Raw genomic sequence first — 25,517 nt, forward strand, 5'->3', positions numbered from 1 at the left:
CCAGATCGGCGGATGCGGCTGCTGTATCGGCCGCGGCCAGACGTTGACCAGGCCGTACTTCTCGAAGCGGCCGTTCCACGGGAACGGCCGCGGCTCCGACCACGCCTTCAGGATCAGCTCGCGGTGCTCGCGGGCGCGCTCGCGGGTCTCGATCGCGGGCAGGGCGGCGTTGAGGTTCGCGTCGTAGCTGAGCCCGACGGGGAAGCCGGCGATCAGCCGCCCGCCGCTCATGCAGTCGAGCAGGGCGTATTCCTCGGCGATCTTCAGCGGCTCGCGCGTCTTGCCGAGCGAGCGGCCGAGTACGGCGATCGCCACGTCGAGGCCCTCGGTCTGCGCGGCGCAGGCCACGGCCGAGGCAAGCAGGGTCGGGTTGGGTGACATGTCGTAAGAGGACTGGCTGTGCTCGGTGACGACGATGCCGTCGAGCCCGGCCCGCGCCGCGGCCATGAGCTCGGCGTACGCGGAGTACAGCGATTCCTGCATCCGCTTCGGTTCCACGATCTCGTACGGGGGCAGCACCGCGGACCAATGCTGGTCCCCGAAGTCCTCAGGCAGGTAGCGGTACGGCACTTGCTGGGCCAGGCTGACCTTCATTGGTCGTCTCCTCCCGCGTCCGACGCCACTAGCGGATCACAGCCCGGTCACGTCTGCAACGATTGCGATCACGACGAACACGCCAGCGGCGACCGCCCCGGGCAGCCGGCCTGGACCTCCTTTTGCTGCGCCTTCGGCCTGCAGCGACGGCGGGTTAGCCGCCGATGGGTTCAGGCACGGTCACGCCGAGGGCGGCGGCCAGGTCGGTCAGCTCGCGCCAGGCCCTGGCGCCAAGCGGGATGCCGGCGGAGCGCCGCTCGGCCTCGCTGCGGCGGCCCCGCTCGCCAGGGATCAGGATCTCGGCCGTGCCGTCGGCGGGCGGCAGCGACTTGATCGCGTCGACCGTCTCGTCGACCGCGGCGGTGAACTCCGCGAGCGGCAGGAAGGCGGACACGTCGATGGCGAGGATGAACGCGTTCTGCCTGTGCCGCCTGCCGTCCTTGCCGCCAAAGTGGTACCCGGGCACGATCGGGTTCGCGGTCAGGCCGCTGGCCAGCAGCTCGAACACCAGGCTCATGCCCGAACCCTTCGGCCCGCCGACGGGGACCGGCACGGCGGCCAGCGCGGGGTCGGTCGTCGGGTCCCCGTCCCTGGTGAGGGCGGCGCCCGGCGGCAGCTCCTTCCCGGCCGCCTTGAGCTGGGCGATCCGGCCGAGCGCGATGACGGCGGTGGCCATGTCGAGCAGCACGAGCTCGTGCCGGCCGGCGGGCACCGCGACCGACAGCGGGCTGGTGGCGACCGCGGCGCCCCGCGCCCCGGCGTACGCCATGTTCGGCACGCCGGCGACCACGCCGACCGCCGCCATGCGCGCGCCCGCGACCCGGCTCGTGTAGTACCCGATGGCGCCGGTGTGCACGGTGCCCCGCACCGAGGCCCAGCCGATGCCGCACTCGCGGGCGGCCGCGACGGCCTCGTCGGCGGCGCTGTTCATCGCGACAGGGCCGGGCGCCGCGTGCGCGTCGACGATCGCGATCGCGGCGCGCGGGCGGGTCACGGTCGGCACCGCGTCCGCGACCGCCTCGCCCGCCTCGAACAGCTCGATGTACCGCGGCACGCGGGACACGCCGTGCGAGTCGATGCCCCGCAGGTTGGCCCAGACGAGCGCGTCGGCCACCGCGGCCGCGTCGGCCTCCCGGGTGCCGCGTGCGGCGAAGATCCCGGCGACCAGGGCGCGCAGGTCATCGGCCTTGACGCGGACCCTGGCCTGGGCAGCTTCGGTGGGCATGGGAGTAAGTCCCCTTCGTTCTGACTACTTGGACAGCGCGATGTTGACGACGGCACTGTTGCCGCCGCGGACCGTGGCTACGGCCTTGTCAAGCGCGGGCGCGAGCTCGCGCGCGGTGGCGGCCGTGAAGCCGGCCGCGCCGGCGGCGGCGGCCACCGCGGCGGCATCGGGCTGGGCGGACAGGTCGACGCCGAGCTGGAAGCCGGTGCGGGCCGCCACGCTGTCCGGGTACACGCGGCGGTGGTTGTGCCGCATGGACAGGTACTTGCCGTTGTTGAAGACGACCACGAGCACCGGCAGGCCGTAGGCGGCGGCGGCCATCAGGCCAGGCACGATCGGGTTGTACAGCCAGGAGCCGTCACCGACCGTGAACGCGACCAGCCGGTCGCCCAGCGCCAGCTTGGCGCCGAGCGCCACGCCAAGGCCCTGCCCGAGCCCGCCCTGGACGTACCGGTACCGGCCGGGAGTCCGCGCCATCAGGTGCCGCGCGATCAGCCGGCTGTGCGTGATCGTCTCGTCGATCACCACGGCGTCCGGGCCGAGCACCTCGCGCAGCGCGGCGGCCGCGGCGACCGGGTCGACGGGTCCGTCCGCGGCGGCGGCCTCGGCCTCGGCCCGCAGCCGGGATTCCTCGGCCGCGGCGTGCGCGCCGGCGAGGCGCTCCCTGCGGGCCGCCACGGCCGCGGTGTCCACCCCGAGCTCGGCGACCCGGGCCGTCAGCGCCCGCAGCGTCGCGGCCATGTCGCCGCCGACGTACCGGTCCGCGGTGAGCACCTGGTAGGCGATGTGCGGCCGGTGCGGCGTCTCGTCGATCACCAGCACCTGGCCGGTGCCCGGCTTGGCGGACGGGGGATACCACGGGGCCCGGCAGCCGAGCAGGACCACCAGGTCGGCGTCGGCGGCCAGCGGACCCAGCTCGCCGCCCGCGTGCAGCGGGCTCGTCCGCGGGAAGTTCGCGCAGAGGGCCGACTGCGGCTCGACCACGGGGATCGCCAGCAGCTCGGCGAGCTCGCCGAGGGCGGCGAACGCGCCGGGGTCCCGGCCCGCCGTCTCGGTCGCGAGCACGGGATTGCGGGCGGCGGCCAGCAGCCGGGCCGCGGCGTCGACGTCCCCTGGGACGGCCACCGTCTGCCCGGGGGGCGGCGCGGGCTTGTCCGCGGCCGCGGGCTGCCACGGCGCCAGCAGCACCTCGACCGGCGTGTTCACGTACACCGGGCCGGCCGGCGGCTGGGCCGCGAGCTCGCCGGCCCGCTTGACCATCCCGTACACGACGCTGACGTCGGCCGCGGCGCACGCCCACTTGACGAACGGCGCGGCCACGCCCTGCGGGCCGCCGACGACCGACAGGTTCCGGTACCACTGGGATCCCGGGTCCGGGCCGGCCGCGTCGCCGTACCCGGCGGACTCACCGGAGCAGACGACGAGGGGCGCCCCGGTGAGCAGGGCGCCGTGGATCGCGTTCGCGCCCTGCAGCAGCCCCGCGGCCGCGTGCAAGAGCACGACCTGCGCGCGTCCGGTCACCGCGGCATAGCCGGTGGCCATGCCGACCGCGGTCGTCTCGTGGGCGAGGTCGATGTACGTCGGGCTTGCGATGCCCGCCTGCGCGCGACGGGCGTACGCCTCCCACACAGGCGCCCACTCCGACCCGGAGGACGAGAAGATGCAGTCCGCTCCCAGGTCGATGGCCGCCCTGACGAGCGCCTCGCCGCCGTCGGTCATGCGCGCACCGGGATGGGCCAGCTGAGGCACTCGCAGATCCCGCGTCCCATGATCCACTCCAGTTCCTCCTGGGTGAGCGGGAAGTGCTTGGTGAACTGCTCGATCGTCTCCCGGTAGGTGAGCCCGTGGCCCATCAGCCGGGTCAGGTCGGTCCCCCAGAAGCACCGGTGCGGCCCCATCTTGTCCACCATCTCGCGCACGTACTTGGCGATGTTCAGGTTGGGGAACGGCTGCGTGGAGTACCCGGGGACGGCCGAGATCTTCACGTAGATGTTCGGGTGCGCGTACAGGTCGGCGGTCTCGCTCACCCAGTAGCCGATCGCGTCGTCGACGCACCGGGCCATGATGCCCATGTGGTCGATGATGATCCGCAGGCCCGGGTGGCGGTCGGCGATCTGGCCGAGTTCGGCCTTCCAGATGGGCGCGTGCACCATCGTCGGGATGCCAAGCTCCTCGGCGAGCGGCCAGTACCAGTCGTTGGTGCCGTCGATCATCCAGTTCCTGTCGACCGGCCGGTGGAAGGTGAGCCGGGTTCCCAGGATGTGCGGGTGCTGCGCGAAATCGTGCAGCATGGCGGCGCCTTCGGCCGGCTTGTTCTGCGGAATCCGCGCCATGATGCCGAACCGCCCTGGGTTCGCCTCGCACGCCTCGAGCGCGTAGTCCACCCGGTCGCCTTCCCAGGACGGCGGGATGATCAGCGCGCGGTCGACGCCCGCCTCGTCCATCAGCGCCAGGCACTCCTGGTAGGTGAACGCCTCCTCGCGGTGCCCGTTGAGCCGCATGCGCTCGCGGGCACCGGGCACCCAGGGGCGGTCCGGAGTCTCCTCGCGCCAAATGTGAACCTGTGAATCGACAATGAACACGGACAAGCTACCTTTCTGTGCCGAGCGGCGGGGCTACCACGCGAACCTCACGGCCGTCGTCTTGATGCGGGTGTAGAAGCGCAGCCCCGGGCTGCCCTGCTCCTTGAACGGGGATCCGGAGTCGCGGAACCCGCCGAACGGGTGATGCACGTCCCAGCCGGACGTGGGCAGGTTGACCGAGACCTGGCCCGCCTCGGCCCGGTCGGTGAACTCGCAGGCCGCCCGCAGGCTGGTCGTGAAGAGCGCCGCGGACAGGCCGTAGCCGGAGTCGTTGGCCAGCCCGACCGCCTCGTCGAAGCCGTCGGCCGGGGTGACCGCGAGCACGGGGCCGAACACCTCATCCCGCCACAGCGACAGTCCCGGGCCGACGGTCACGATCGTCGGCTCGACGTAGCAGCCGTACTTGAGCGCTTCGGCGGCCGGCTTGCCGCCGCCGGCGACGATGCCCGCGCCCTCGGCCCTGGCCCGGTCGATGTGCGCCAGGACCTCGTCCCTGTGCGCGGCCATGGCGAGCGGGCCCATCGTGGTCGCCGGGTCGAGCCCGGGCCCGAGCACGTAGCCGCCGGCGCGCTGCCGCAGCATGTCGAGCAGGGCCGGCGCGGCGGGGGATTCGACGATCAGCCGGCTGGTCGCGGTGCACCGCTGCCCGGCCTGGGCGAACGTCGCCGCGGCCACGGTGTCCGCGGCCAGTTCCAGGTCCGCGTCCGCGAGGACGACCGAGGCGTTCTTGCCGCCCATCTCGGCCTGCAGCCGTACGTTGCGGGTGGCGAGAGCGCCGCGCAGCATGGTCCCGACCTCGGTCGAGCCGGTGAACGTCACCGCGTCGAGTTCCTCGTGGCCGAGCAGCACCGGCGAGATCTCCCTGTTGTATCCGGTGACCACGCCGAGCACGCCCGCGGGCAGGCCCGCCGCTGCCAGCCGCTGCGCCAGCCACTGGGCGATCCCCGGCGTCTGCGAGGCCGGCTTGAGCAGCGCCGCGTTTCCCGCGATGAGCGCCGGGGCCAGCTTGCGGGCCGGGGTCAGCAGGGGATCGTTCCACGGCGTGATCGCGAGCACCACGCCGACCGGCTCGACGCGGGCGCTCGCCTGGCTTCCCGGCCTGGCGTCGGCGAGGATCTCGCCCCAGGGCTGGCGGGCGAACGAGGCGTAGTAGTCGAAGAAGTCCGCGGTCTTGGCGACCTCGGTCCTGGCCTCGGCGAGCGTCTTGCCGTTCTCCCTGACCAGCGTGACGGCCCCGTCATCGGCGTTTTCCCTGACCAGGATCGCGCAGCGGGACAGCACGGCGGCCCGGTCGAGCGGGCCGGCCGCGCGCCAGGTCCGGAAGCCGGCGCGGGCTCGCTCGTAGGCCGCGGCGACCTCGGCGGCGGTCATCGCCGGGACCTCGCCGACCACCGAGCGCTGGTCGGCGGGATCACGGACCTGGACGGTGGGCGTCATCACGCGGCTTGCCTTCCTGCTCTGCCGCCAGTAGCGGCGCTGGACCATCCTAGGAAGCGGGGAAGCCGGGATCAGCTATGCGAAGCGCAACCTTAGATGTACGTCGAGACGGTTCCGTGCGCCCGCCGGATCCGACCAGACTCTGTCCATCGAGTTCGTTGTGATCGCGCAGTACAAGGCGCGGGCCGGGGAGGTGGACCGGGTTGCCGCGGCGCTGCGGAACATGCTCGAGCCAACCCGGGCAGAACCGGGGAACCTCGAATACCGGGTGCTGCGGGATCCCGACCAGCCCGGCGTTTTCGTTCTTCTCGAACGCTACGCGGACGAGGCCGCTTTCGAGGCTCACCTGGCGAGTCCGCACTTCACCACCTATCTGCGCGGACAGGTGCTGCCCTTCCTCGACGAGCGGACGCGGCTGGACCTCGTGCCGTTTTGGTAGTGAACGGCGCGGCCGGTCACCGGCTCTCGGCGAGCGCGGCGAGGGTGGCGCGGGCGGCGCGGGCCTCGTCGGCGGAGTTCGCCTGGCTGCTGGCCGCCGCGGCCGGCTTCACGGCCTGCGCGGGGTCGTGGTCCATCGGCGGCGGGAACGGCCGCCGATGGTGGTAGACGATCTCGATCATCGTGTGGTCGGGGTCGTGGACGTAGCAGAACATCGAGTTGTTCTCCGGCCGGGTGATGGGGCGGGTGTGCCGGATGCCGAGGTCGCGCAGGTGGGCGAGGAACTGCTCCCAGTCCTCGACCTCGACGGCGAAGTGGTAGGGGGCCATCCGGTCCATCTCCTCGACCGGGGTGAAGTGCAGGTCGAAGTTGCCCCTGGTCATGAGGACGACCTTGGCGTTGCTCTTTGGCTTGATGTACTTCATCCCGAACACCTTGGAATACCACTCGATGGTCCGCTCCGGGTCGGTGGTCGGGAAGTTGACGTGATGAATGTACGCGGGCCGCTCGCTCACGGCATGGCCTCCTTGGCGCTGGCTTCTGCCTGGGATCATAGGTGTCCCGGCTGGTCGCCGGCCGGTCCGGGGTGCAACCTTAGCTTTCGCGAGGATCGCCGCCGCGTTCAGTAGCATCGTCGCAGTTCCCGGGAAGGCGGGTGACCATGAGCATTGCCATCGCCGATGGAATCGGGGTCTACTACGAAATCCACGGAGCCGGTCCCGCCGTCGTGCTCGCGCACGGTTCAGGTGGCCATCACGCGATCTGGTGGCAACAGGTTCCGTATTTCCGCGACAGGTACTCGGTGATTACCTTTGACTTTCCCGGCTTCGGTAATTCGGATTCCGATCGCGACGAGTACGACACACGCGAATTTCCGTCCTGCATTCGCGCCGTCCTCGACGCGGCAGGGGTCGAGCGGGCCGTCCTCGTCGGCCAGTCGCTCGGCGCCGCGCCCTCGCTGGCCTTGGCGGTGACCTGCCCGGAACGGGTAGCCGGCGTCGTGCTCGCCCATTCGGTCGGCGGCATCGGGCACGACGAGCTGACGCCCATGGTGCTGGCCGACCGCGCTGAGGCGGAGAAACTCCCGGTCGTCGACCGGCTGATGAGCAAGCGAGTGCAGGAGTCGGCACCGGACAAGGTCTTCCTCTTCCAGCAAATGGGGACCTTCAACGCCGCCCGGCTGCCCAATCTGCGCAACGTATGGACTCGCTCGGTGACGGTCGAGCAGGTCAAGGGCGCGATCGGGGCCGGGGTCCAGGTCTGGTTCCTCGCCGGGGAGGACGATGCTGTCGTGCGGCCCGCGACGTATAAGCGCCTGGCGGAGCTTCTTCCCGAGGCGAGGTTCGAGGCGGTGGCTGGCGCACCCCACTCGATGTACTGGGAGCAGCCGGCCACCTTCAACGCCGCCCTCGATCGCATCCTGCAGGCGATCTACCACAGCTGAGTCCCGGGAGGCGGGCATGGCATATTCCTACAAGTTTCACGGGGACCACGTCGGCGGCCTGCTGCGGCCGCCGGCGCTGCTCGACGCGCAACGGCAGGCCGCGGCCGGGACGATCGGTTCCGCGGAACTGCGGCACGCGCAGAACGAGGCGATCGCGGCCGCCGTGAAGACGCAGAAGGAAGCGGGCCTTGACCTCTTCACCGACGGGGAGTTCCGGCGGCGCGACTTCTGGTCCTGCGTCGTCGACGCCTTCGACGGCTTCACGCCCGGGCAGACTCCGGCGGTCACCGGCCGGCTGCGGCAGCTGCGGCGGATGACCGAGGGCGACGCCGCCTTCCTGCGGACGGTGACCAGAGGCCATCTCAAGGTGACGCTCGTCGCGCCGGGCTTCGTCGCGGAGCGCTGCTGGCGGGACGGCGTGACCGATCTCGCCTACCGCTCGCGCGAGGAACTCGGCGCGCAGCTCGCGGCGTGGACAAGGGCGGAGATCGAGGCCCTCTTCGCCGAGGGCGTCATGTACGTGCAGCTCGACAACCCCGGCTACACGGGGTTCCTGAACTCCGGCGCGCACGCCGCCGGAAACGGCCGCGAGAGAGCCGGCGCGTTCGAGCGGATGCTCGCGGCCGACACGGCGGCCGTGGCAGGCGTCAAGCGGCCGGACGGGGCATCGGTGGGCATCCACCTGTGCGGGGGAGACGACCCGGGCCGCTGGCTCACCGGCGGCGGCGACGCCGCGGTCGCCGAACGTCTGCTCGGCTCGCTCCCCGTCGACCGCTTCCTGGTGGAATACGACGACTGGCGCGCGGGCAGCTTCGCGCCGCTGCGCTACGTGCCGCAGGGGAAGGTCGTCGTCCTCGGCATGGTGGGCCCCCAGACGCAGCAGGACGATGTCGACGAACTGGTGGCGCGGATCGACGAGGCCGCCGCGCTGATCGACATCGACGACCTCGCGGTGAGCCCGCGCTGCGGCTTCGCCGCCCCGTCGATGGGCGGTCCGCGGCTTACCGAGCGCGAGCAGTTCAAGAAGCTGCGGATCGTCGCCGACGCGGCGATCATCGGCTGGGGACCCGAGGGGTAGCCCCGGGGGTACGGGTTTACGGCGCGCGGCCGCTACCGTTCGGCGATCGCCTCGGGGAACGTGTGCAGCCGCTCTCCCGGGCCGTCCGGGCCGATCAGGTAGTTGTCGCAGACCCAGGAGAACATCCCGTTGAACACGTATTTCGGGTGACAGGCGAAGTTCATGTGCTCCCTGATCGTCATCGTCTCGTCGAAGCGGATGAACGGGCGCTCGACGAGGTCATAGCCCTGGGCGTGGCAGTGAATGCGCCGCTCAGGCGGTCGGCCGTGCGAGCGCATGAACTCGTTGTACGCAGCGAAGATGTCCGCGGCGCGGTTACCGGGCTTGAGCAGCCCGAGCGTGTACCGCCGCGCCGCCAGCGTCATCTCGAACTCCTCCTTGACCTGCTGCGGAACGGGCCCGAGCGTGCACGTCCGGCCGATCTCCGTGTACATGCCGCCCGGGCCGTCGACCTCGACGAGCAGCGCGAACACGTCTTTGCGCTGGAGCACCCGGTTCTGCTGGTGCCGCGGCTTGGTCGGGGCCGGCGTGCCGAACGGCGCCGCGCCGGCCAGGTAGATCCCGGCCTCGCTGCCGAGTTCCTGCGCACGCCGCCGCGCGACCGCCGCGATGTCGCTCTCCTTCTTCCCCGGCTCAACGGCCGCGAGCGCCGCCTCCATCACCTCGTCCTGGAGCGCGGCGGTGGCGCGGATCAGCTCCTGCTCCTCCGGGGACTTGATGGTCTTGATCTGGTCGACGAGGTCCGATGACTCGACGAGGCGCGCGTCCGGCAGCCCGCGCCTGACGCGCTCGCCGAACGCGAACGACATCTGGTACGTGCCGATCAGCCCGACCGTGCCGCGCGCGAACGGCTTGAGCGCCTCAAGGGCGAACTCGGCGTCGTACTCGCGCGTGTAGGGCGCGGAAGGGAAGCTGGCGGTGGACACCAGGCGCCCGACGCCGCGCCACACGCCGTCGGTCCCGCCGTCAAGGTCGCGGATCTCGCCGAGGACTCCGTGCGCGATCACGGTCATGGCCGACTCGCGCGGGAAGATGACCGTCGTCGGGTAATAGCCGGCCGGCATGTCGGTGAGCCACCGGACGTATCCGCCGGCCGACTCGGAGTTGTTCTGCACGAGGAGCACGTCAATGCCCTCCCCGGCCATCGCCTCGCGCACGGCCGCCCAGCGCCGCTGGAGTTCCGCGGTCGAGACCGGCGTGTTGAGCCGCTCGGAGATCGGGGTCGCCGGATGTGCGGAGAGCAGGTCAGCGGGGTGGGTGGTCATGACTGGGATTCCCTCTCTGGTCGGTGACTTGCGCCCGGGGCATGCCTCATGAGACGACGTTGACGATCTCGTCGCGGCGGCCCTCGATGAACGCGCGCAGGTTCGGCTCGAGCACCGCCATTGTCTGCTCCGCGTACAGGTCGTGGTGCCCGCCGGCGTGCGGCGTCACGATCACGTTCGCCAGCTGCCACAGCGGGCTGTCCGCAGGCAGCGGCTCGACGGCGAACACGTCGAGGCCCGCTCCCGCGATCGTGCCTGCCCGCAGAGCCTCGATCAGGGCGTCTTCGTCCACGACGGGGCCGCGCCCGAGGTTGACCAGGTACGCCGTCGGCTTCATCGCAACGCCTTGCAGACCCCGGCCAGGTGAGTGCCGACCGCCCCCATGCCGACGATGCCGACGGTCCTGAACTGCAGGATGCGCTGCGGCACGCGCTCCCAGCTGCCCGCCGCCTGGTTGCGGAGCATCGCCGGCATGCCGCGCGCGAGGGCGAGCATGTGCAGCAGCGCCATCTCCGACATCTGCGGCCCGTGGATGCCCGCGACCGTGGTGACGAGCACGTCGTCCCGCGCGGCCCCGGCCAGCGCCGCCTTGACGTGCTCGTGGCCGCTGATCAGGCATTGCACCCAGGCCAGCCGCGGCATCTGGGCGGCGACGCCGGCCGTGAAGTGCAGGCCGGGCAGCGCAACCCCCATGGTCGCCAGGACCTGGGCCCGGGCCAGCTGCGGGCCCGCGTCGGGAAACGACCGGGCCGCGGCGATCTCCACGCCGGGGAACGCGCCGCGCAGTGACGCGGCGTACCACTCGCAGCGCCAGTCGACGACCAGCACCTGCAGCTTCGCCACGTCAGTCACCTCGGGTGCCGCGGGCGCCGCCGGCCGGCCCCCCGGAGCGGAACGTCGCGGCCACGATCTCCTCCTGGTCGAACGCCCCGGTGAGTTCCTCCGTCACCCGTCCGTCCCGCAGGATCAGCACCCGGTCGCACATCGCGGCGAGGTCCCCCACGTCCGTGGTGGACACCAGGATCCCGCAGCCGCGCTCCGCCTCGGCGCGCAGGACGCTGATGATGTCCCGCCGCGCGCCGACGTCGACCCCCTGGGTCGGCTCGTGCAGCAGGAGCAGCCGCGGCCCGCCCGCCAGCCACTTGGCGAGCAGCACCTTCTGCTGGTTGCCGCCGCTGAAGGTCGACATCAGCGCCCTGGGGTTCGCGGGCGTGATGCCGAGCTGCCTGATCATGTCGTCGGCCTCGCGCTCCTGCCACGACCAGCCGATCGACCACGGCGCGCCGTTCTCGCCGACCCGCGGCAGGGTCATGTTGTGGAGCATGCTCATCTCCAGGGCAAGCCCCTCCTCGTCGCGCTTTTCCGGGACGAGGAAGACGCCCGCGGCGATCAGGCGCCCGATCGAGACGCGCCGCCCGCGGCCGAGGCTGATCGGCTGGCCGCCGACGCTGATCTCGCCGCTGCGTGCCGGGAGCGCGCCGCCGACGAGGTAGGGGACCTCCTCGAACCCGCCGCCCGCCAGCCCCGTGATGCCCACGATCTCCCCGTGCCCGATGCTGACGGTCAGGTCCCTGACGACCTTGCCTGACAGCCGCCTGATCTCGGCCACGCAGGCAGCGGCCGCCGGACGCTGGCGCGGCGTGTGGGCGCCCTGCTCGTAGCCGAGCAGCAGGCGCGCCAGGCCCGCCTCGTCGAGTTCGGCGGCGGGCACGCCCGCCGCCACCACGCGCCCGTCGCGCAGCACGGTGATGCGGTCGCAGACCTCGAGCACCTCTTCGATGCGATGGCTGACGAGGACCGCGGCGGCGCCCTCGTCGATGACGGCGCGCAGCAGCTCGTAGAAGTGCTGCAGCGTGCGGCGTGTCAGCGCGCGCGTCGCCTCGTCGAGCAGGATCACCCCCTGGCCGGGCTCGTAGTCCTGCAGTGCCCGAGCGATGCCCACCGTGGCGCGGTGCTCCGCCGACAGCTCGCGGACCGGGCGGCGCAGGTCGATCGTCTGCCCCAGCCGCTCGAAGACCGCCGCCGCCTGCTGGCGCTCGTATGACCAGCGGATGCGGCGGGTCCACCGCGCGGCGCCCAGCCGGCCCATCCGCATGTTCTCAAGGACGCTGAACTCCGGGATCAGGCCAAGGCTCTGGTGCACGACCGCGATCCCGTGCCGCTGGAGCTCGGACACGCGCAGCGGCAGCCGCACCTCGCGCCCGTCCACCTCGAGCCGCGCGCCGGGATCCGGCGCGTGGTAGCCGCTCAGGATCTTCATCAGCGTCGACTTGCCCGAGCCGTTCTGCCCGACGAGCCCGTGCAGCTCTCCCGGCCGCAGGTCGAGGCCGACGTCGGTCAGCGCCCGCGTCGCCCGGAACGTCTTCGATACCCCGGTCGCGCGGAGCCGGAGCGCCGCCGCAGGCGGCGCTCCGGCTCCGTCCCGCAGATGCGAGTGCGGGAGGCTCGCAAAGCTCATCGCACGCTCACTTGACGCCCCACAGGGTCTCGAACTGCTGCTGGTAGCTGGTCGAGCCGAACCAGGCACCCGAGGCGAGGGCGGCGTTGGTGAGCTGGATGCTGCCGATGTTCGCCGACGTGAACAGCCGGATCGGGATCGAGTAAGTCACCGCCGCCTCGCCCAGTGCCATCCGCATCGCCTCGTCGGCGTCGATCCACCCGTTGTACACCTGGTTGTCGGCGACCTCCGCCTTCACCGTCGAGCTCGACGAGGCCACGTCCTGCAGGCCGGACAGCGCCGCGGCGCTCGCCGCCATCTGGACGCGGGACGTCGCGGACGCCTGCTGGATTCCCTGGATGACGTACGAGACGTACTGGTCGTACTGCGGGGATATGTAGTCGATGTCCGGGTTCTTGAGCAGGGCCGCGCTGATCATCGACGGAAGGTCCTGCTCGTTGGAGGAGGAGAACTTCAGCAGCGTCGTCTTGCAGCCGGGGCAGTACTGCGTGATCTCGGGCAGCGCGTACTGCGCGGTCGCCGCCGCAGACGTCGGCGAGTCGGTCGCCTCGAGCTCGAGAACGTCGGCCTTGCCGTCCGAGTTCGCGATGATCCAGTCCTGGGCGATCTGGTACTGCTGGTTGTTGCCCGAGATGTAGGCGATGTTCGGCCCGGTCGGCCGGCCCGCGGTCACGTTCTGGTCCGTCACGACCACCCCGATCCCCTTGGCGCTGGCCGCCTTGAGCGCGCTCGCGGTCAGCTGGAACGGGATCGCGTCCGTCACGATCGCGGCGGCGCCCGCGCCTGTCGCCTGGTTGACGCAGGAGACGAACTGCGACGGGTTGAAGTTGCCGCTGCACACGTTGAGTTTGACGCCGACGGTCGCCAGGGCGGTCTTCATCGCCGCGGCGGTGATCGCGAACGCCGGCACGTCAGAGCTGATCGGGATGTAGTAGATCGTCTTGCCGCGCAGCTTGGACAGGTCCGTGATCGGCGTCGTGGGCACGGGCGCGGAAGGTTCCGCCATGGCGGCAGCGATCTGCTGCTCGGCGTACGCCACCCCCGCCGGGGTGGTGCTCGTCGGGGTCGCGCTCGGCGTGGTGGTTGTGGTGACCGAGGACGACGAACTCGACGAACTCGACGAGCACGCCGCCACCGCCAGCGTCGTCGCGGCGAGCATCGCGACGGCCGTCATGGTCCTGACCGCGGCTCTCGATGCCGGCCGCGTGCCTGATATTTCGTTATAGCGCTGCACGACCCCTCCTCCTATTTTTACCTTCGTAGGCTTTTCTCGGGATTGATAACTCAGAATTGACCGCATGTGACCGCCCATTGCGATCGCCAGGGCGCCGGCCCTGCGGGTGGCCGCTTAGATAAGTCGTCGATGCAGGAGCGTGGCGACCGTTACCGCGACGACGAGCGTCGCGCCATAGAACACATCGGACACCCAGCCGGCCACGCCGAGTAGCTCAAGGCCCAGGATTCCTGTGGCAAGAAAGTAGATCGCCACGAAGGTGCCGATCGGATTGAACCGGCCCGGCTGGATCACGGCGGTTCCCAGCATCACCGTGGCGAATGTCGGAAGGAGATAAGTCGCGCTTGAGTTTGGGTCGAACCCTCCGATTCCCGCGCTGGTAAGCATCCCGCCGAGTCCGCATAGGAGTCCGCCCATGACGAACGCCCCGAAACGAATCCGGTTGACCCGGATACCGCTGAGGCGGGCCACTTCCGGATTTGCGCCGACGAATCGCATGCGCCGTCCCAGCGGGGTGCAGCCGAGGATGTAGGTGAAGATGAGCACGAAGGCGACCCCGTAGTAAAACGAGACCGGCAGGCCGAGGACGTCCTTGAGGTCGATCGACGCGAAGGAGCTGCTCAGCCCGACAACCTCGCCGAGGTGCGATATCCACAAGGTCAGGCCCAGGATGAGGGTCCCCGAGCCGAGGGTCACGACGATCACGTTGACGCCGAAGTAGACGATGAGAACGCCGTTGAAGGCGCCGGCCGCCGCCGCCGCCGCGACCGACACCACCGACGCCGCCGCCACATTCCATCCCTCGTTGACGACCAGCACGGGGATCATCGTGGCGGTCAGGCCGAGCACCGAGCAGATGGACAGGTCGACGTACTCGCCGATGATCATCGTGCACAGCAGGCCGAGCGTCAGGAAGACGAGCGTCTGCTGCGAATCGAAGATCGTCTGGAATGTCGGGCCCCGGAAGAACAGGCCGGGTTCGGCCAGCGAGTAGATGACGATCATGATGACCCAGATCCAGATGATCGCCGTGCGGGGCGCGAACTCCCTGACGAACGCGACGCCAGGGCGCTGCCGGGTCGGCGCAGCGGGGGCCGTTACCTCGCCGATCACGGAAACTGGCTCTTCCATCGCGTGGCCCTCCTGCCTCGTCGGGACGTTCACGTCAGTCACCTGCCGCACATCGCGTCACATGCGGCGATGCTAGGGCTCAGGGCGGAAGACGGGCGCGCCTGCACAGGTACTCCCAGGTACGGAGCAGGTAGGCGCCGGACTCCGTGTGCGCGTACCGCTGGCCTGGCTCCCGCAGCGCCTGGTCAACGCCGCCCGCGGCCGTCGCCAGGATCTGCAGGCGGCAGGCGCGCTCGAGCAGGACGGCGCTCGTGACCGCGGCGGCCACACTCGACCCGACGGCGACGATGCCGTGCCCGACCAGGAACAGCGCGCGGGCCCGGCCGAGGCATTCGGCCACGGCCTTTCCAAGCTCGGGAGTTTCGATCAGCCCTACAGGGACCTCGAAGCGCGGGACGCCGGCCGCGAAAATCCCGGCGCTGTTCGAGAACGCGTAAAGAGGCCGCCCGGCGGCGGCGAGCGCGATGGCGTGCGGGGGATGGCAGTGCACCACGCTGTCGATGTCGTCGCGGGCCCGCAGCACCTCGGCGTGGATGGGGTACTCGCGGGGCGCTGCATATGACCCGGAACGGCGGCTCCCGTCGAAATCGATGAGAATAACGTCCTCTTCTGAAACCTCGTCAAATCCCCGCGGACCCGCTTTGAGCCAGATTCCGTGGCCTTCCCGATCCCGCCGCGAAACATGTCCCCAGACAGGATCGCCGTGGTCGCCCGATCCGAGAACGCGGCAGCCGGTGACGATTTCGTCCGCCGGCCCCGGCAGGCGTTCCGCCGTCATGCCCGTCCTCGTGCGCTCATTGACAGATATCCTTCTTTACAGATCGTCGGGCGGATCCGGGTCACGCCTTTATTGCATGCGTCGTTTATTCCTGTGAATGGGAGGTTACCGCGCCCGTCACAAGCGTTCCTGCAACCTAAGCTTGCAGCGCGCGGCTATCGCGAAGGCTCAGATTTCGTTGCCCCAGTAGTAACGCGCGACGGTCTCGACGAGGAGCAGCTTGGCCCGCTGCTCCGCCTCGCTCATCAGCGGCCGGCCGGCCGACTGGGCGAACCCGCCGTTCGTCGCTATGGCTATGTCGTCCTCTGTGCGCTCGTCGACCACCGGGTCCACGCGGTCAAGCAAGGCATCGACGGCCTCCGGCTCGGGCACCGACACGTCCACCACCCCGAGGCTCAGCACCAGTCCGGGCTTGATCCGCTCCAGCGGCAACCGGGCGGCCGCGGGCTCGGGGAAGTCTACGCAGAGCCGGTGGAACGGGATCTCGTCCACCAGGGTGTCGACCGCCTTCGGTTCGTAGCCGCTCCCGGTCGTCGGCAGCGGGCCCGAGTCGGTGAGGTCAAGGCCGGTCCGGAACGTCTCCGGCACCGCGATGCCGGCGACCGCCGCCCGGTCCGCCTCGATCAGCGCGTCGAGCACCGCGTCGACATCGAGGCCGGCGGCGGTGAGCCGCTCCCGCCCGGCCACGGTGAGCAGCGGCGGGTACAGCGGGTTGCCCAGCCCGACGTAGGCGACCCCCTGCGCGGCAAGCGCCTCGATCTCAGCGCGGATGATGGCCGCGAGCGCCGCGCCGCGGGCGCGCACCGCGTCGATGTCCGCGGTGCTCGCAGCCGGCGAGCCCGCCGCCGCCAGGTAGCCGGGGGACGGGAGCGCGACGAAAACCGGACGGTCGACGGTGGCCAGGACCAGGGCGGCCTCATGGCCGGCGAGGCGCCCGCCGGCCAGCGGCGCATCCGGCGCGGTCCTGCGGCGGGCGGCCGGGATCCCGGCCGCGTCGGCGAGCGGCGCGGGCCCGCTGACGGCGCCGAAGCCGCCGACCCGGTCCAGGACCACGGATTCAAAGTGCTCGCGGCGGAACTGCCCGTCCCCGATGACGGCCAGGTCCTGCCGGCGCTGCCAGTGCGCCGCCGCCTCCACGGCCTCGTCCTCGGCCGCCGCCAGGGCCGCGGCGTCGCCGCTGGCGCGAGCGGCGAGCAGCGCCGTCGGCCGGACCAGGCTGCCGTGATGGTCGATGTGGTACTTGTAGTCGTTGGCCATGCCGTCCTCCGTGCTGTCCGCCGCGGGCGATGAGTCAACGCGCCCGCGCGCCTGCCCACTGCGGGAAGTCCAGGTCGAAGCCCGCCGCCCTGAGCACCTCTTCGCAGATCTTCTGATCCTCATCCGGTGTCCCGCCGGACACCCCAAGGCCGCCGAGGATCGCGCCGTCGCGCTTGATCGTGTAGCCGCCCTTGGTGGCCACGATCGGGTGCTTGCCCATCCGGCCGACCTGGCTGAAGAAGACGGGGTCGGAGTCGCGCCAGTTCTCCAGCATCTCGGTCGGCCGCTGCATGACGGCGGCGGAGTACGCCTTGGACAGCGCGATGTCGGGCGTCATCGGCCGCGCGCCGTCCATCCGCTCGACCAGCACGACGAAGCCGCCGTAGTCGACGACGGCGACGCTCACCGCCTTGCCGAGCGCCTCGGCGTGCCTGCGGGCGTCGTCGGCGAGGGTGCGCGCATCCTGGAACGGCAAGGTCATGCCGGCACCCCGGTCATCGGACGGCGCGCGCCCTTGAGGGCGGTTGCTCGCTGGTTCATCAGTTCCTCCCGCGCCCGCGATGGGGCAGGTCCGTGCGTTTGCCGGGTTTCGTGCGGGTCAGCCTATTTCGGATCGGGAAGCCGGATCAACGGCGGGAAGCCACGGCCGGCGAACTCTAATGATTCGCGGTTAACCCCACGTCGCGCGCGCCGCGCCGGCGACGAGCCGCAGCTTGGCGAACTCCTCCCCTGGGGTCAGCAGGTTGCCGCCCTCGGCGACCGAGGCGAAGCCGCACTGCGGGCTGAGCGCGAGGTTGTCGAGCGGAACGAACTTCGCCGCCTCGTCGATCCGGCGCGCGAGCGCCTCCTCCCGCTCGAGCTCCGGGGCCTTCGAGCTCACCAGCCCGAGGACCGCCACCTTGTCTTTCGGCATGAACCGCAGCGGCTCGAACCCGCCCGCGCGGTCGTCGTCGTACTCGAGCAGGAACCGGTCCACGGGCAAGGCGGCGAACAGCTGCTCGGCGATCGGCTCGTAGTCGCCTTCACCCAGCCACATGCTGGACCGGTTGCCGCGGCAGACGTGCATGCCGATCGTCACCCCGGCGGGTCGTGCCACGCCCTCGACGGCGGCGATGTCGGCGTTCAGCGCCCGCTCGAAGCCATCGGCGTCGGCGCCTGCCCGCGCGCCGAGGAACGCACCGTAGCCGGGGTTGTCGAGCTGCACGTAGCGCACCCCGTCCGCGATCAGCGCCTCGATCTCCGCCCTGGTTATCGCCGCCACCTGCGCCGCGAGTTCCTCGCGGGAGGAGTAGAACCTGTCGGTCTCGCCGTCCTTCCAGTACCGGTCCGCGAGGAACCCCGGCGCGATCAGCGTGGCCTTGACCGGGGCGGACGTGAGGCTGCGCACGTACGCCGCCTCGCCGGCCGCGAGCCGCTCGCGCTGCCTGATCGGGCCGGTGACGAAGTAGGCGTTGCTCGGCAGCTTCGTGACGCCCTCGCTCGTGTGCCACGGCATGTCGAACACCCGCATCGTGATCCCGTCGACCGCCTGCCCGAACCCGGAGCGGAAGTCGCCGCGCCGGAACTCGCCGTCGGTGACGACATCGATCCCGGCCGCTTCCTGCATCCGCACGGCCTCGGCGATCGCCGCGTCCTCCGCCGCCCGCAGTTCGCCGGCCGTGATCTCCCCTGCCGCGAGCCGCCGCCGCGCCTTGAGCAGCGCCGGCGGCCTGAGCAGGCTGCCCACGTGGTCGGCGCGGAACGTTGCCTCATCAGCCATCGTCAGGTCTCCTCCCTCGCAGGCCACGCTAGCCACGGCAGCTCCGGGCGCCAGAGCCTGTCTCGAAACGTAAGGATTCACAATCATTTGCCCGAACGAACGGTGGCGCCTGCCGAGCGCCGCGTCCTGCCCGATAGGGTTCAAGGCATGAAGGTGGGCTTGCACATCTCGAACTTCACATGGGACGGCGGTGCGGCCGAGCTGCGGTTCCGGATGGCCGACATCGCGCAGCGGGCGGAGCAGACGGGCGTCGACCGGATCAGCGTGATGGACCACGTCTGGCAGATCGGTCCGCTCGGCCCGCCGGAGTACGCGATGCTCGAGGCCTACACGGCGCTGGGCTGGCTGGCCGCCAAGACCGAGCGGGTCAAGCTGCTCGCCATGGTGACAGCCGTGGTGTACCGGGAGCCGGGGCTGCTCGCCAAGGCAGTGTCCACGCTGGACGTGCTGTCCGGCGGCCGCTCGATCCTCGGCATCGGGGCGGCGTGGAACGAGGACGAGGCGCGCGGGCTCGGCCTGCCGTTCCCGCCGACCGCGGAGCGGTTCGAGCGCCTTGAGGAGGCGATCCTCATCTGCAAGCAGATGTGGAGCGATGACGAGGGGCCGTTCGAGGGCAAGCACTACCACCTGGCCCGCACGCTGAACTCCCCGCAGCCGCTGCGCCGCCCGCACCCGCCGATCCTGATCGGGGGGTCGGGGGAGAAGAAGACGCTGCGGCTCGTGGCCAGGTACGCGGACTCGTGCAACATCAACGTCTTCGACCCGGTGGTAGCGGCGCACAAGCTCGACGTGCTGCGCCAGCACTGCGCCGACGTGGGCAGGAACTACGACGAGATCGAGAAGACCGCGCAGACCCGCTTCAACCTCGGCGAGAACGGCGAGCACGTGCAGCAGACGATCGAGAACCTGCACGCCATGGCCGAACTCGGCTTCACGGTCGCCCACGGCTCGCTGATCAACGTGAGCAGGCCCCGCCAGTTCGACCTGTTCGCCGAGCGGATCATCCCGGCCCTGGAAAAGTTCTAGACACCGCTGCCCGCGCGACCGCAGCGCCGCCAGAATCATGATTTTGATATATCGTGATACCGTCATGATGACTGGCGGGAGGCGGCCGAATGAGACAGGGAAGACCACCGGGCGGACGTGACCGCCACGGGCATCACCGCGGCTGGGCCGGCGGCCGGGTTCCCAGGGGCAACGTGCGCGGGCTGCTTCTCGCCGCCCTCGTGCAAGGCCCCGCGCACGGGTACGAGCTCATGCGCCGCCTTGAGGAACAGGCAGGCGGCCTGTGGCGGCCAAGTCCGGGATCGGTGTACCCGCTGCTGCAGCTGCTCGAAGACGAGGGACTTGTGCGCGGGAATGACGAGGAAGGGCGGAAGGTTTACGAGCTGACCCCGCAGGGGCGGGCCCAGGCCGACGACAGCCGGCTCCGTGACCTGGCCGTCGGCCCGTCCGCGGCGACCGCGCACCTGGACTTGCGAGCCGAGATCCAGCGGCTGCATTCGGCCGCACGCCAGGTCGGAACGGCGGGTGACGCCGCGCAGGTCGACCAGGCGGTGACGATCGTGCGGAACGCCCGCCAGGCCCTGTACCGCCTGCTCGCCGACCAGTAGCCCTAACGTGCCCGAGCGAAAGGAAATCGCGTGACTTCTCCAGCCTCGCCCGCCTCTTCGGGCCGCGAAGGCCGTCCGCGGCGGCGCAAGCCGCCACGCCCCGTCGAGGTGGTGTCGGTGTCGCGGATCGCGCCCCGGCTGGTGTCGGTGTGGGTCGGCGGTGACGCGCTCGAGGGATTCCAGCTCGACGCGCCCACGTCGCACATCAAGGTCTACCTGCCCGTCCCAGGCCAGGACGCGCCCGTCTTGCCCGTGGACACGCCCGACGGGCCGGCCTGGCCCGACGGGGACGCGCCGCGGCCGGCGGTGCGCACCTACACGCCGCGGCGCTTCGACCCGGCAAGCCGCACGCTTGAGGTGCAGTTTCTGCTGCACGGGGCGGGTCCGGCGTCGGAGTGGGCGGAGCGGGCCGGCGTCGGCGACAGGCTCGCGGTCGCCGGCCCCGGCGGGCGGTTCATGATGGACTCTTCCGTCGAGCACTGGTGGATCGCCGGCGACGAGAGCGCCATCCCCGCCGTCGGCACCCTGCTCGAGGCGCTGCCGGACACGGCCAGTGCGGAAGTGCACCTGGAGGTGGCCGGCGCCGACGACGAGATCGAGTTTTCCAGCCCGGCGAAGACGGCGATCACCTGGCACTACCGGCGCGCCCCTGACGCCTGGGGCGCCGAGCTTGACGAAGCAGCTCGCAGCGCCGCCATCGCCGACGGCGGGATGGTCTGGGTGGCCTGCGAAGCCGCGGCGATGCGCGCCATCCGCAGGTACCTGCTCGCCGGCCGGCGGGTGCCGGCCAGTTCGCTGGTGACCAGGGGCTACTGGCGGGCCGGCGACGCCAACTACCCGGACCACGACTACGGAGAGGACGACCTCCCCGGCCGCTGAGCCGGGCTGCTCGTAATCGCGCGGATCCGGAAACCTTATGTTGTGATTCGTGCATTTGAAAGACGCGGCCACCTTATATCGATATCGCCGAATGCTTTGCGTGCCCTGGATGCAGTCGTAGTCAAATCTTTCGCTTCGCGCATGCTGTTGAATCGCTGCGACAAGATCAGGCGCGACATGAGCCTCCTGGAGAACAACGATGTGTCGACGGCGACGTCTGTCACTAATGGTTGCGGCAGCGGCGATCTTGACGGCGGTCGCGGGTTGCGCGGGCGGTTTCGGCTCGTCGCCCGCGGGCCCGCTGGAGAAGACCAGCGTGGTCGTCGACGTGTTCCCGAGCATCGACACCGCCGGCCTGTACATCGCCCAGATGGACGGGCTGTTCCGGGCCCAGGGGCTGAACGTCACGATCAAGTTCGCGGAGACAAGCCAGGCTACCGTCACCGGCATAGAAAAGGGGAGCTACGACATCTCGAGCGCCGACTACGTGACCTATACCTATAACGAATTGGCTTGCTCGTGCCTGCGCATCATTGCCGAAGCGTCCTTCCTGCAGCCGGGCGAACTGGTGATGCTCGTCGGAGCGCATTCGCGGATCGGGTCGGTCCCCGGCCTTGTGGGCAAGACGATCTCCGTCGCCGCGCCGAACGACATCGCCACGCTCCTCGTCCGCTCCCTGCTCGCGGACTACGGGGTCTTGCCGAGCCAGGTGCATTTCAAGCCGGGCGTGCCGCTGCCGGCCGCCGGCGCGCTCCTGGCCAAGGGCCTCGTCGACGCGGCCCCGGTCCCGCAGCCCTTCGTCAGCCTCGACGAGGAGCAGTACGGCCTGCAGGAACTCGCCGACCTGGATCAGGGCGCGACAGAGAACTTCCCGCTCCAGGGCTTCGCCGTCACGCAGGCGTGGGCCACAAAATACCCCAACACCTTGCGCGCGTTCGTCACGGCGCTCGAACAGGGGCAGCAGATCGCCGACACCGACCGCAGCGCGGTCGAGAAGGCGGTGGAGAAGTTCCTCGGCGTCCCGCCGGTGACGGCGGCCCTCATCTCGCTGCCCGAGTACCCGCTGTCGATCGACCCCGTGCGGCTGCAACGGGTCCCGGACGCGATGGTCCTGTTCGGCCTCCTGCCGAAGAAGGACGCCTCGTTCCGGATGAGCAGCATGATCGGGTGAGAGCACGCGAGAGCTAAGACTCCCGCGCGCGCAGTACCGCCGTCCCTAACGGCGCGGGCCGCTTTTGTTGCCGCCACCAAAGACCGTCTGACGGGCCAAGTTGCCCCGTGTCAGGCCGTGTGCTTGGCCATAACATAACGGGCAGGTTGGGCTACGAGATATCGGGAAGGGCGGTACGTGAACACCCTGCTTGAGGACTTCTCGTTGGAGATGACGGGCAAGGACGCCGCGAGGCTCGAGGAGGCGCGGCACGCGATCCCGCCAGGAACCCGGATCAACGTGACCTTTCTTGAGAACGAGGAGCCCCGGATGCGGCTGGACGCCGCGCGGGCGGTCAAGCGGTCCGGCTTCGTCCCCGTGCCGCACATCTCAGCCCGCAGGCTGCGGTCACAGGCGATGCTCGAGGAGTACCTCACCGCGCTCTCGGCGGACGGCGCCAGCGAGAACGTGCTGGTCATCGCCGGTGACCCGACAACGCCGCTCGGGCCATACGACGACGCCCTGGCGGTGATCGAGTCCGGGCTGCTCCAGAAGTACGGGGTGCGGCACGTTGGCGTCGGCGGTTACCCGGAGGGACATCCCGCGATCGCCGATTCGGTGCTGTGGTCGGCGCTTGAGCGCAAGGCCGCGACGCTGGCGAGCCTCGGCCTGCCCGGCGCGGTCATCACGCAGTTCGGCTTCGACGTCGACCCGGTCCTGAAGTGGCTCGAGGCGGTGCGTGAGCGCGGCATCGACCTGCCGGTCCGGGTCGGGGTGCCCGGGCCGGCCGGGGTGCGCAGGCTGCTCTCCTACGCGGCCCGCTTCGGCGTCGGCACGAGCGCGGGGATCGCGAGGAAGTACGGATTCTCGATCACCAACCTCATGGGCACCGCCGGGCCGGACCGGTTCATCCGGGCGCTCGGGGAGGGCTACGACCCCCAGCGTCACGGTGAGGTCAGGCTGCACTTCTACACGTTCGGCGGCCTGGCGGCGACGGCGGACTGGATCGCCGAGTTCCGCCGGCGCGAACTGGCCTGACGGCGGCCCGGCCGTCCTCCCTGGGGGTAGCTGACGAACGCCACCAGGCGCGTACCGGCGGCCCCCGAAGGGGGTGGTGCGGGGGCCGTCGGCACTGATGGGGACGACGCGCATGCCCGCGCGGTTGCGGCCGGCCCCGGCGATCCGCTAGCCGCCCACGCTCGAGCGACTTTCCGCGTACGCCTTGAGCGCGGCGATCGTCCGCAGGTTCTCCTTGTCGAAGCGCGCGGTGATGACCGGCCGCAGCGGGCGGAACACGACCGGCAGCGTGATGTCGAGGACCAGCCAGCGGCTGACCTGGGTGGCGGTGGCGCCGTCGCCGGGCTCAAGCGAGTAGTGGATGTGCACGTCGATCGACGCCCTGAGCCGGCTGACGTGAATCGTGTGCCGGAAGTCGAGCGAGCCAGGCGGCTGGAAGCCGGTCACCGTCCCCCACCAGTCCTTGCCAGGCTCGCCCGGCTTCCCGTCGTGGTATCGGGTGCCCCGCCGCACCGGGTACGGCTCGACGTCCGTCGTCGCCCCGTACTGGCCGGAACCGGGGAGCCAGTCGCCATAGTTCGGCATGTCGGAGAGCAGCTGGAACAACAGCCCGGGCGGAGCGCTGATCGTCGTGGCGTAGAACTTGTGCCACTGGGTCTTCGCCATGAGCCAACGCTAGTCCTGCCGCAGGTCCGCATTGCGTTCGGCGGTCCTCACCGTGAGCGTTCCAGCGCCCGCGAAGGCGCCCGCGGTTTGCCTGGCACCGCGGCGTTGATGAAGGCGGCGATCGGGATGGCGGCGGCCAGCAGGATGGCCGTGCCCCAGATCATGGCCACGCTGAACCCGTGCACGGTGGCCGCCGCCGTGCCCGCCGCGGCGTGCGCGCTGAGGTAGCTGGCGGTAGCCGCGGCGGCGATCGTGTTGAGCAGCGCGGCGCCGATCGAAGAGCCGAGCTGGCCGGTGGCACTCGTCCCGGCCCCGGCGGCACCGGTGTCGGCGGGCAGCACGCCGCGCAGCGCGATGCCGAGCGTGACGGGTCCGGCGACGCCTGTGCTGATCCCCTCGATGATCATGGCCAGCAGGATCAGCGGCACGTACCGGCTGTCCGGCGTGAGCCAGACCAGCGGCAGCAGCCCGAGGGCTTCCACCGCGATGCTGCCGCTGACCAGCCACCTGGGCGGCACCCGCCGGGTCAGCCAGGGCGCGAGCAGCGCCGAGCCAAGGCCGGCGCCGACGGCGAACGGGACGAGGGCGAGCCCGGTGGTCAGCGCCGGATACCGCATGACCGACTGCAGCTGGTAGGTGAGGATCAGCATGATCCCGAACGTGCTGAGGGCGTTCACGACCAGCCCGATCAGCCCCCACCCGCGGTTGCGGTCAAGGACGACGCGCATCGGCAGCAGCCGGTCGGCATGCCCGGCCTGCCGTGCGACGAACCAGGTGAGCGTGACCACGGCGACCGCGAGCGAGCCAGCCACCTGGACCGAGTCCCAGCCGTACGACGCGGCCTCGCCAAGCCCGTAGATCAGGGCGACCATGCCCGCCGTGGCGAGCAGGGCGCTGAGCACGTCGATGCGGATGTTCGGGCGCTTGGGAAGCTGCGGCAGGACTCGCGGGGCGCCCGCGAGCGCGACCGCCGACAGCGCCACGTTGACGTACAGGCACCACCGCCAGCTCAGCAAGCTCGTGAGCACGCCGCCGAGGACGAGCCCGACGGCCAGCCCGGCGGTCAGCGTGGCGGTGAAGATGCCGAGCACCCGCGCCCGCTCGTCGTCGTCGTTGTACACGGTGATCAGCAGGGATTTGGTCGACGAGACGAGCAGCGCGCCGAACGCTCCCTGGACGGCCCGCGCGGCGATGAGCATGGCGCCGTTCACCGCGGCGCCCCCGCACGCCGACGCGATCGCGAAGCCCGCCACGCCGATGATCAGCGTGCGCCGGGCGCCGAACCGGTCGGCCAGCCGCCCGCCAGGCAGCAGCAGCCCGGCGAGCGCCAGCGTGTACGCGGTCACCACCCACGGCCGCTGCGCGGTGGACATCCCCAGGTCACGCTGCACCGAGGGCAGCGCCACGAACATCACCGTGGTGTCGAGGACCGCCATCAGGTGCGCCGACGCGATCACCGCAAGCGGCCACCAGCCTCGCCGTGCCATGACCCCTCCTCTAAGAGACATGCGT

The 25,517-nt window shown here is 70.8% G+C and carries 27 protein-coding genes; 9 read left to right on the top strand and 18 right to left on the bottom strand.

What is annotated here, in order from left to right; translation table 11 throughout:
- The 5 genes from Q1N79_RS10805 to Q1N79_RS10825 form a co-directional block, all read right to left on the bottom strand.
- The coding region (locus tag Q1N79_RS10805) for an LLM class flavin-dependent oxidoreductase (RefSeq protein WP_300607710.1) at positions 1-594 on the bottom strand (594 nt) is incomplete at its 3' end.
- Positions 595-748: 154 nt separating this feature from the next.
- A complete protein-coding gene (locus tag Q1N79_RS10810) occupies positions 749-1,819 on the bottom strand; it encodes an Ldh family oxidoreductase (RefSeq protein WP_300607713.1) in 1,071 nt (356 codons plus the stop codon).
- A gap of 24 nt (positions 1,820-1,843) precedes the next feature.
- Positions 1,844-3,538 carry a thiamine pyrophosphate-dependent enzyme gene (locus Q1N79_RS10815; RefSeq protein ID WP_300607715.1) on the bottom strand — a complete coding sequence of 565 codons (1,695 nt, stop codon included), beginning with the start codon at positions 3,536-3,538 and terminating at the stop codon, positions 1,844-1,846.
- Entirely contained in the window at positions 3,535-4,401 is an 867-nt protein-coding gene (locus Q1N79_RS10820; protein WP_300607718.1) for an amidohydrolase, read from the bottom strand. Before Q1N79_RS10820 ends, Q1N79_RS10815 begins: the two co-directional genes overlap by 4 nt.
- A 33-nt stretch (positions 4,402-4,434) precedes the next feature.
- Positions 4,435-5,838, bottom strand: a complete 1,404-nt coding sequence (locus Q1N79_RS10825; protein WP_300607720.1) for an aldehyde dehydrogenase family protein — start codon at positions 5,836-5,838, stop codon at positions 4,435-4,437.
- Between the two features lie 160 nt (positions 5,839-5,998).
- On the opposite strand from Q1N79_RS10825, the gene Q1N79_RS10830 reads away from it, so the two are divergent.
- Positions 5,999-6,277, top strand: a complete 279-nt coding sequence (locus tag Q1N79_RS10830) for a putative quinol monooxygenase (protein WP_300607723.1) — start codon at positions 5,999-6,001, stop codon at positions 6,275-6,277.
- Positions 6,278-6,293: 16 nt separating this feature from the next.
- On the opposite strand, the gene Q1N79_RS10835 is transcribed toward Q1N79_RS10830, so the two are convergent.
- The gene (locus tag Q1N79_RS10835; RefSeq protein ID WP_300607726.1) at positions 6,294-6,791 is read right to left on the bottom strand and encodes a VOC family protein; all 498 of its coding nucleotides are present in this window, start codon (positions 6,789-6,791) and stop codon (positions 6,294-6,296) included.
- 146 nt (positions 6,792-6,937) lie between these two features.
- On the opposite strand from Q1N79_RS10835, the gene Q1N79_RS10840 reads away from it, so the two are divergent.
- Entirely contained in the window at positions 6,938-7,720 is a 783-nt protein-coding gene (locus Q1N79_RS10840; protein WP_300607729.1) for an alpha/beta hydrolase, read from the top strand.
- Between the two features lie 16 nt (positions 7,721-7,736).
- Positions 7,737-8,798 (top strand): cobalamin-independent methionine synthase II family protein, encoded by a 1,062-nt coding sequence (locus Q1N79_RS10845; RefSeq protein ID WP_300607732.1) that lies wholly within the window; start codon positions 7,737-7,739, stop codon positions 8,796-8,798.
- 32 nt (positions 8,799-8,830) lie between these two features.
- Here the strand turns inward: Q1N79_RS10845 and Q1N79_RS10850 are convergent, their stop codons facing one another.
- The 5 genes from Q1N79_RS10850 to Q1N79_RS10870 are packed head-to-tail and all read right to left on the bottom strand — an operon-like array spanning position 8,831 to position 13,527.
- Positions 8,831-10,063 carry a Xaa-Pro peptidase family protein gene (locus tag Q1N79_RS10850; RefSeq protein ID WP_300607734.1) on the bottom strand — a complete coding sequence of 411 codons (1,233 nt, stop codon included), beginning with the start codon at positions 10,061-10,063 and terminating at the stop codon, positions 8,831-8,833.
- Between the two features lie 46 nt (positions 10,064-10,109).
- Positions 10,110-10,400, bottom strand: a complete 291-nt coding sequence (locus tag Q1N79_RS10855; protein WP_300607737.1) for an NAD(P)-dependent oxidoreductase — start codon at positions 10,398-10,400, stop codon at positions 10,110-10,112.
- On the bottom strand, positions 10,397-10,906 hold the full coding sequence (locus Q1N79_RS10860) for an NAD(P)-dependent oxidoreductase (protein WP_300607739.1): 510 nt from the start codon (positions 10,904-10,906) through the stop codon (positions 10,397-10,399). The genes Q1N79_RS10855 and Q1N79_RS10860 overlap by 4 nt, the downstream gene beginning before the upstream one ends.
- A 1-nt stretch (position 10,907) precedes the next feature.
- Complete coding sequence (locus Q1N79_RS10865) at positions 10,908-12,521, bottom strand: sugar ABC transporter ATP-binding protein (RefSeq protein ID WP_300607742.1); 1,614 nt, start codon at positions 12,519-12,521, stop codon at positions 10,908-10,910.
- 7 nt (positions 12,522-12,528) lie between these two features.
- Positions 12,529-13,527, bottom strand: a complete 999-nt coding sequence (locus tag Q1N79_RS10870; RefSeq protein ID WP_300607745.1) for a substrate-binding domain-containing protein — start codon at positions 13,525-13,527, stop codon at positions 12,529-12,531.
- On the opposite strand from Q1N79_RS10870, the gene Q1N79_RS10875 reads away from it, so the two are divergent.
- A complete protein-coding gene (locus tag Q1N79_RS10875) occupies positions 13,526-13,747 on the top strand; it encodes a hypothetical protein (RefSeq protein WP_300607748.1) in 222 nt (73 codons plus the stop codon). The two genes, Q1N79_RS10870 and Q1N79_RS10875, sit on opposite strands and share 2 nt — an antisense overlap.
- Before the next feature lie 122 nt (positions 13,748-13,869).
- Here the strand turns inward: Q1N79_RS10875 and Q1N79_RS10880 are convergent, their stop codons facing one another.
- The 5 genes from Q1N79_RS10880 to Q1N79_RS10900 form a co-directional block, all read right to left on the bottom strand.
- A complete protein-coding gene (locus tag Q1N79_RS10880; RefSeq protein ID WP_300607751.1) occupies positions 13,870-14,919 on the bottom strand; it encodes an ABC transporter permease in 1,050 nt (349 codons plus the stop codon).
- Between the two features lie 46 nt (positions 14,920-14,965).
- Positions 14,966-15,664, bottom strand: a complete 699-nt coding sequence (locus Q1N79_RS10885; RefSeq protein ID WP_300607754.1) for a class II aldolase/adducin family protein — start codon at positions 15,662-15,664, stop codon at positions 14,966-14,968.
- Between the two features lie 168 nt (positions 15,665-15,832).
- A complete protein-coding gene (locus tag Q1N79_RS10890) occupies positions 15,833-16,921 on the bottom strand; it encodes a hypothetical protein (protein WP_300607757.1) in 1,089 nt (362 codons plus the stop codon).
- Between the two features lie 34 nt (positions 16,922-16,955).
- Positions 16,956-17,402 carry a heme-binding protein gene (locus tag Q1N79_RS10895; RefSeq protein ID WP_300607761.1) on the bottom strand — a complete coding sequence of 149 codons (447 nt, stop codon included), beginning with the start codon at positions 17,400-17,402 and terminating at the stop codon, positions 16,956-16,958.
- A gap of 189 nt (positions 17,403-17,591) precedes the next feature.
- Positions 17,592-18,680 carry a cobalamin-independent methionine synthase II family protein gene (locus tag Q1N79_RS10900; RefSeq protein WP_300607764.1) on the bottom strand — a complete coding sequence of 363 codons (1,089 nt, stop codon included), beginning with the start codon at positions 18,678-18,680 and terminating at the stop codon, positions 17,592-17,594.
- A gap of 147 nt (positions 18,681-18,827) precedes the next feature.
- Here Q1N79_RS10900 and Q1N79_RS10905 point away from each other — a divergent pair, with 147 nt between their 5' ends.
- The 5 genes from Q1N79_RS10905 (at position 18,828) to Q1N79_RS10925 (ending at position 23,360) form a co-directional block, all read left to right on the top strand.
- Positions 18,828-19,706, top strand: a complete 879-nt coding sequence (locus Q1N79_RS10905; protein ID WP_300607767.1) for an LLM class F420-dependent oxidoreductase — start codon at positions 18,828-18,830, stop codon at positions 19,704-19,706.
- A gap of 173 nt (positions 19,707-19,879) precedes the next feature.
- Positions 19,880-20,293, top strand: a complete 414-nt coding sequence (locus Q1N79_RS10910; protein ID WP_300607770.1) for a PadR family transcriptional regulator — start codon at positions 19,880-19,882, stop codon at positions 20,291-20,293.
- Positions 20,294-20,323: 30 nt separating this feature from the next.
- The gene (locus Q1N79_RS10915; RefSeq protein WP_300607773.1) at positions 20,324-21,172 is read left to right on the top strand and encodes a siderophore-interacting protein; all 849 of its coding nucleotides are present in this window, start codon (positions 20,324-20,326) and stop codon (positions 21,170-21,172) included.
- A 226-nt stretch (positions 21,173-21,398) separates the two neighbouring features.
- Positions 21,399-22,343: an ABC transporter substrate-binding protein gene (locus Q1N79_RS10920; protein ID WP_300607776.1), complete on the top strand. Its 945-nt coding sequence runs from the start codon at positions 21,399-21,401 to the stop codon at positions 22,341-22,343.
- A 177-nt stretch (positions 22,344-22,520) separates the two neighbouring features.
- Positions 22,521-23,360, top strand: coding sequence for a methylenetetrahydrofolate reductase (locus tag Q1N79_RS10925; RefSeq protein WP_300607779.1), 840 nt, complete (start codon positions 22,521-22,523; stop codon positions 23,358-23,360).
- Positions 23,361-23,507: 147 nt separating this feature from the next.
- Here Q1N79_RS10925 and Q1N79_RS10930 read toward each other — a convergent pair whose 3' ends face one another.
- Positions 23,508-24,005 (bottom strand): SRPBCC family protein, encoded by a 498-nt coding sequence (locus Q1N79_RS10930; protein ID WP_300607782.1) that lies wholly within the window; start codon positions 24,003-24,005, stop codon positions 23,508-23,510.
- A 47-nt stretch (positions 24,006-24,052) separates the two neighbouring features.
- Positions 24,053-25,492, bottom strand: coding sequence for an MFS transporter (locus tag Q1N79_RS10935; RefSeq protein WP_300607784.1), 1,440 nt, complete (start codon positions 25,490-25,492; stop codon positions 24,053-24,055).
- Positions 25,493-25,517: the final 25 nt, after the last annotated feature.

It is taken from the genome of Trebonia sp., from assembly GCF_030042015.1.
GTDB lineage: Bacteria > Actinomycetota > Actinomycetes > Streptosporangiales > Streptosporangiaceae > Trebonia.

What these genes read in the sequence shown, in the direction of transcription:
- Q1N79_RS10935 (WP_300607784.1), bottom strand. Translation starts at nt 25,492, where the DNA reads ATGGCACGGCGAGGCTGGTGGCCGCTTGCGGTGATCGCGTCGGCGCAC.
- Q1N79_RS10930 (WP_300607782.1), bottom strand. Translation starts at nt 24,005, where the DNA reads ATGGCGAAGACCCAGTGGCACAAGTTCTACGCCACGACGATCAGCGCT.
- Q1N79_RS10920 (WP_300607776.1), top strand. Translation starts at nt 21,399, where the DNA reads ATGGTTGCGGCAGCGGCGATCTTGACGGCGGTCGCGGGTTGCGCGGGC.
- Q1N79_RS10825 (WP_300607720.1), bottom strand. Translation starts at nt 5,838, where the DNA reads ATGACGCCCACCGTCCAGGTCCGTGATCCCGCCGACCAGCGCTCGGTG.
- Q1N79_RS10855 (WP_300607737.1), bottom strand. Translation starts at nt 10,400, where the DNA reads ATGAAGCCGACGGCGTACCTGGTCAACCTCGGGCGCGGCCCCGTCGTG.
- Q1N79_RS10875 (WP_300607748.1), top strand. Translation starts at nt 13,526, where the DNA reads ATGGCGGCAGCGATCTGCTGCTCGGCGTACGCCACCCCCGCCGGGGTG.
- Q1N79_RS10905 (WP_300607767.1), top strand. Translation starts at nt 18,828, where the DNA reads ATGAAGGTGGGCTTGCACATCTCGAACTTCACATGGGACGGCGGTGCG.
- Q1N79_RS10885 (WP_300607754.1), bottom strand. Translation starts at nt 15,664, where the DNA reads ATGACGGCGGAACGCCTGCCGGGGCCGGCGGACGAAATCGTCACCGGC.
- Q1N79_RS10890 (WP_300607757.1), bottom strand. Translation starts at nt 16,921, where the DNA reads ATGGCCAACGACTACAAGTACCACATCGACCATCACGGCAGCCTGGTC.
- Q1N79_RS10865 (WP_300607742.1), bottom strand. Translation starts at nt 12,521, where the DNA reads ATGAGCTTTGCGAGCCTCCCGCACTCGCATCTGCGGGACGGAGCCGGA.
- Q1N79_RS10810 (WP_300607713.1), bottom strand. Translation starts at nt 1,819, where the DNA reads ATGCCCACCGAAGCTGCCCAGGCCAGGGTCCGCGTCAAGGCCGATGAC.
- Q1N79_RS10850 (WP_300607734.1), bottom strand. Translation starts at nt 10,063, where the DNA reads ATGACCACCCACCCCGCTGACCTGCTCTCCGCACATCCGGCGACCCCG.
- Q1N79_RS10900 (WP_300607764.1), bottom strand. Translation starts at nt 18,680, where the DNA reads ATGGCTGATGAGGCAACGTTCCGCGCCGACCACGTGGGCAGCCTGCTC.
- Q1N79_RS10845 (WP_300607732.1), top strand. Translation starts at nt 7,737, where the DNA reads ATGGCATATTCCTACAAGTTTCACGGGGACCACGTCGGCGGCCTGCTG.
- Q1N79_RS10840 (WP_300607729.1), top strand. Translation starts at nt 6,938, where the DNA reads ATGAGCATTGCCATCGCCGATGGAATCGGGGTCTACTACGAAATCCAC.
- Q1N79_RS10870 (WP_300607745.1), bottom strand. Translation starts at nt 13,527, where the DNA reads ATGGCGGAACCTTCCGCGCCCGTGCCCACGACGCCGATCACGGACCTG.
- Q1N79_RS10895 (WP_300607761.1), bottom strand. Translation starts at nt 17,402, where the DNA reads ATGACCTTGCCGTTCCAGGATGCGCGCACCCTCGCCGACGACGCCCGC.
- Q1N79_RS10815 (WP_300607715.1), bottom strand. Translation starts at nt 3,538, where the DNA reads ATGACCGACGGCGGCGAGGCGCTCGTCAGGGCGGCCATCGACCTGGGA.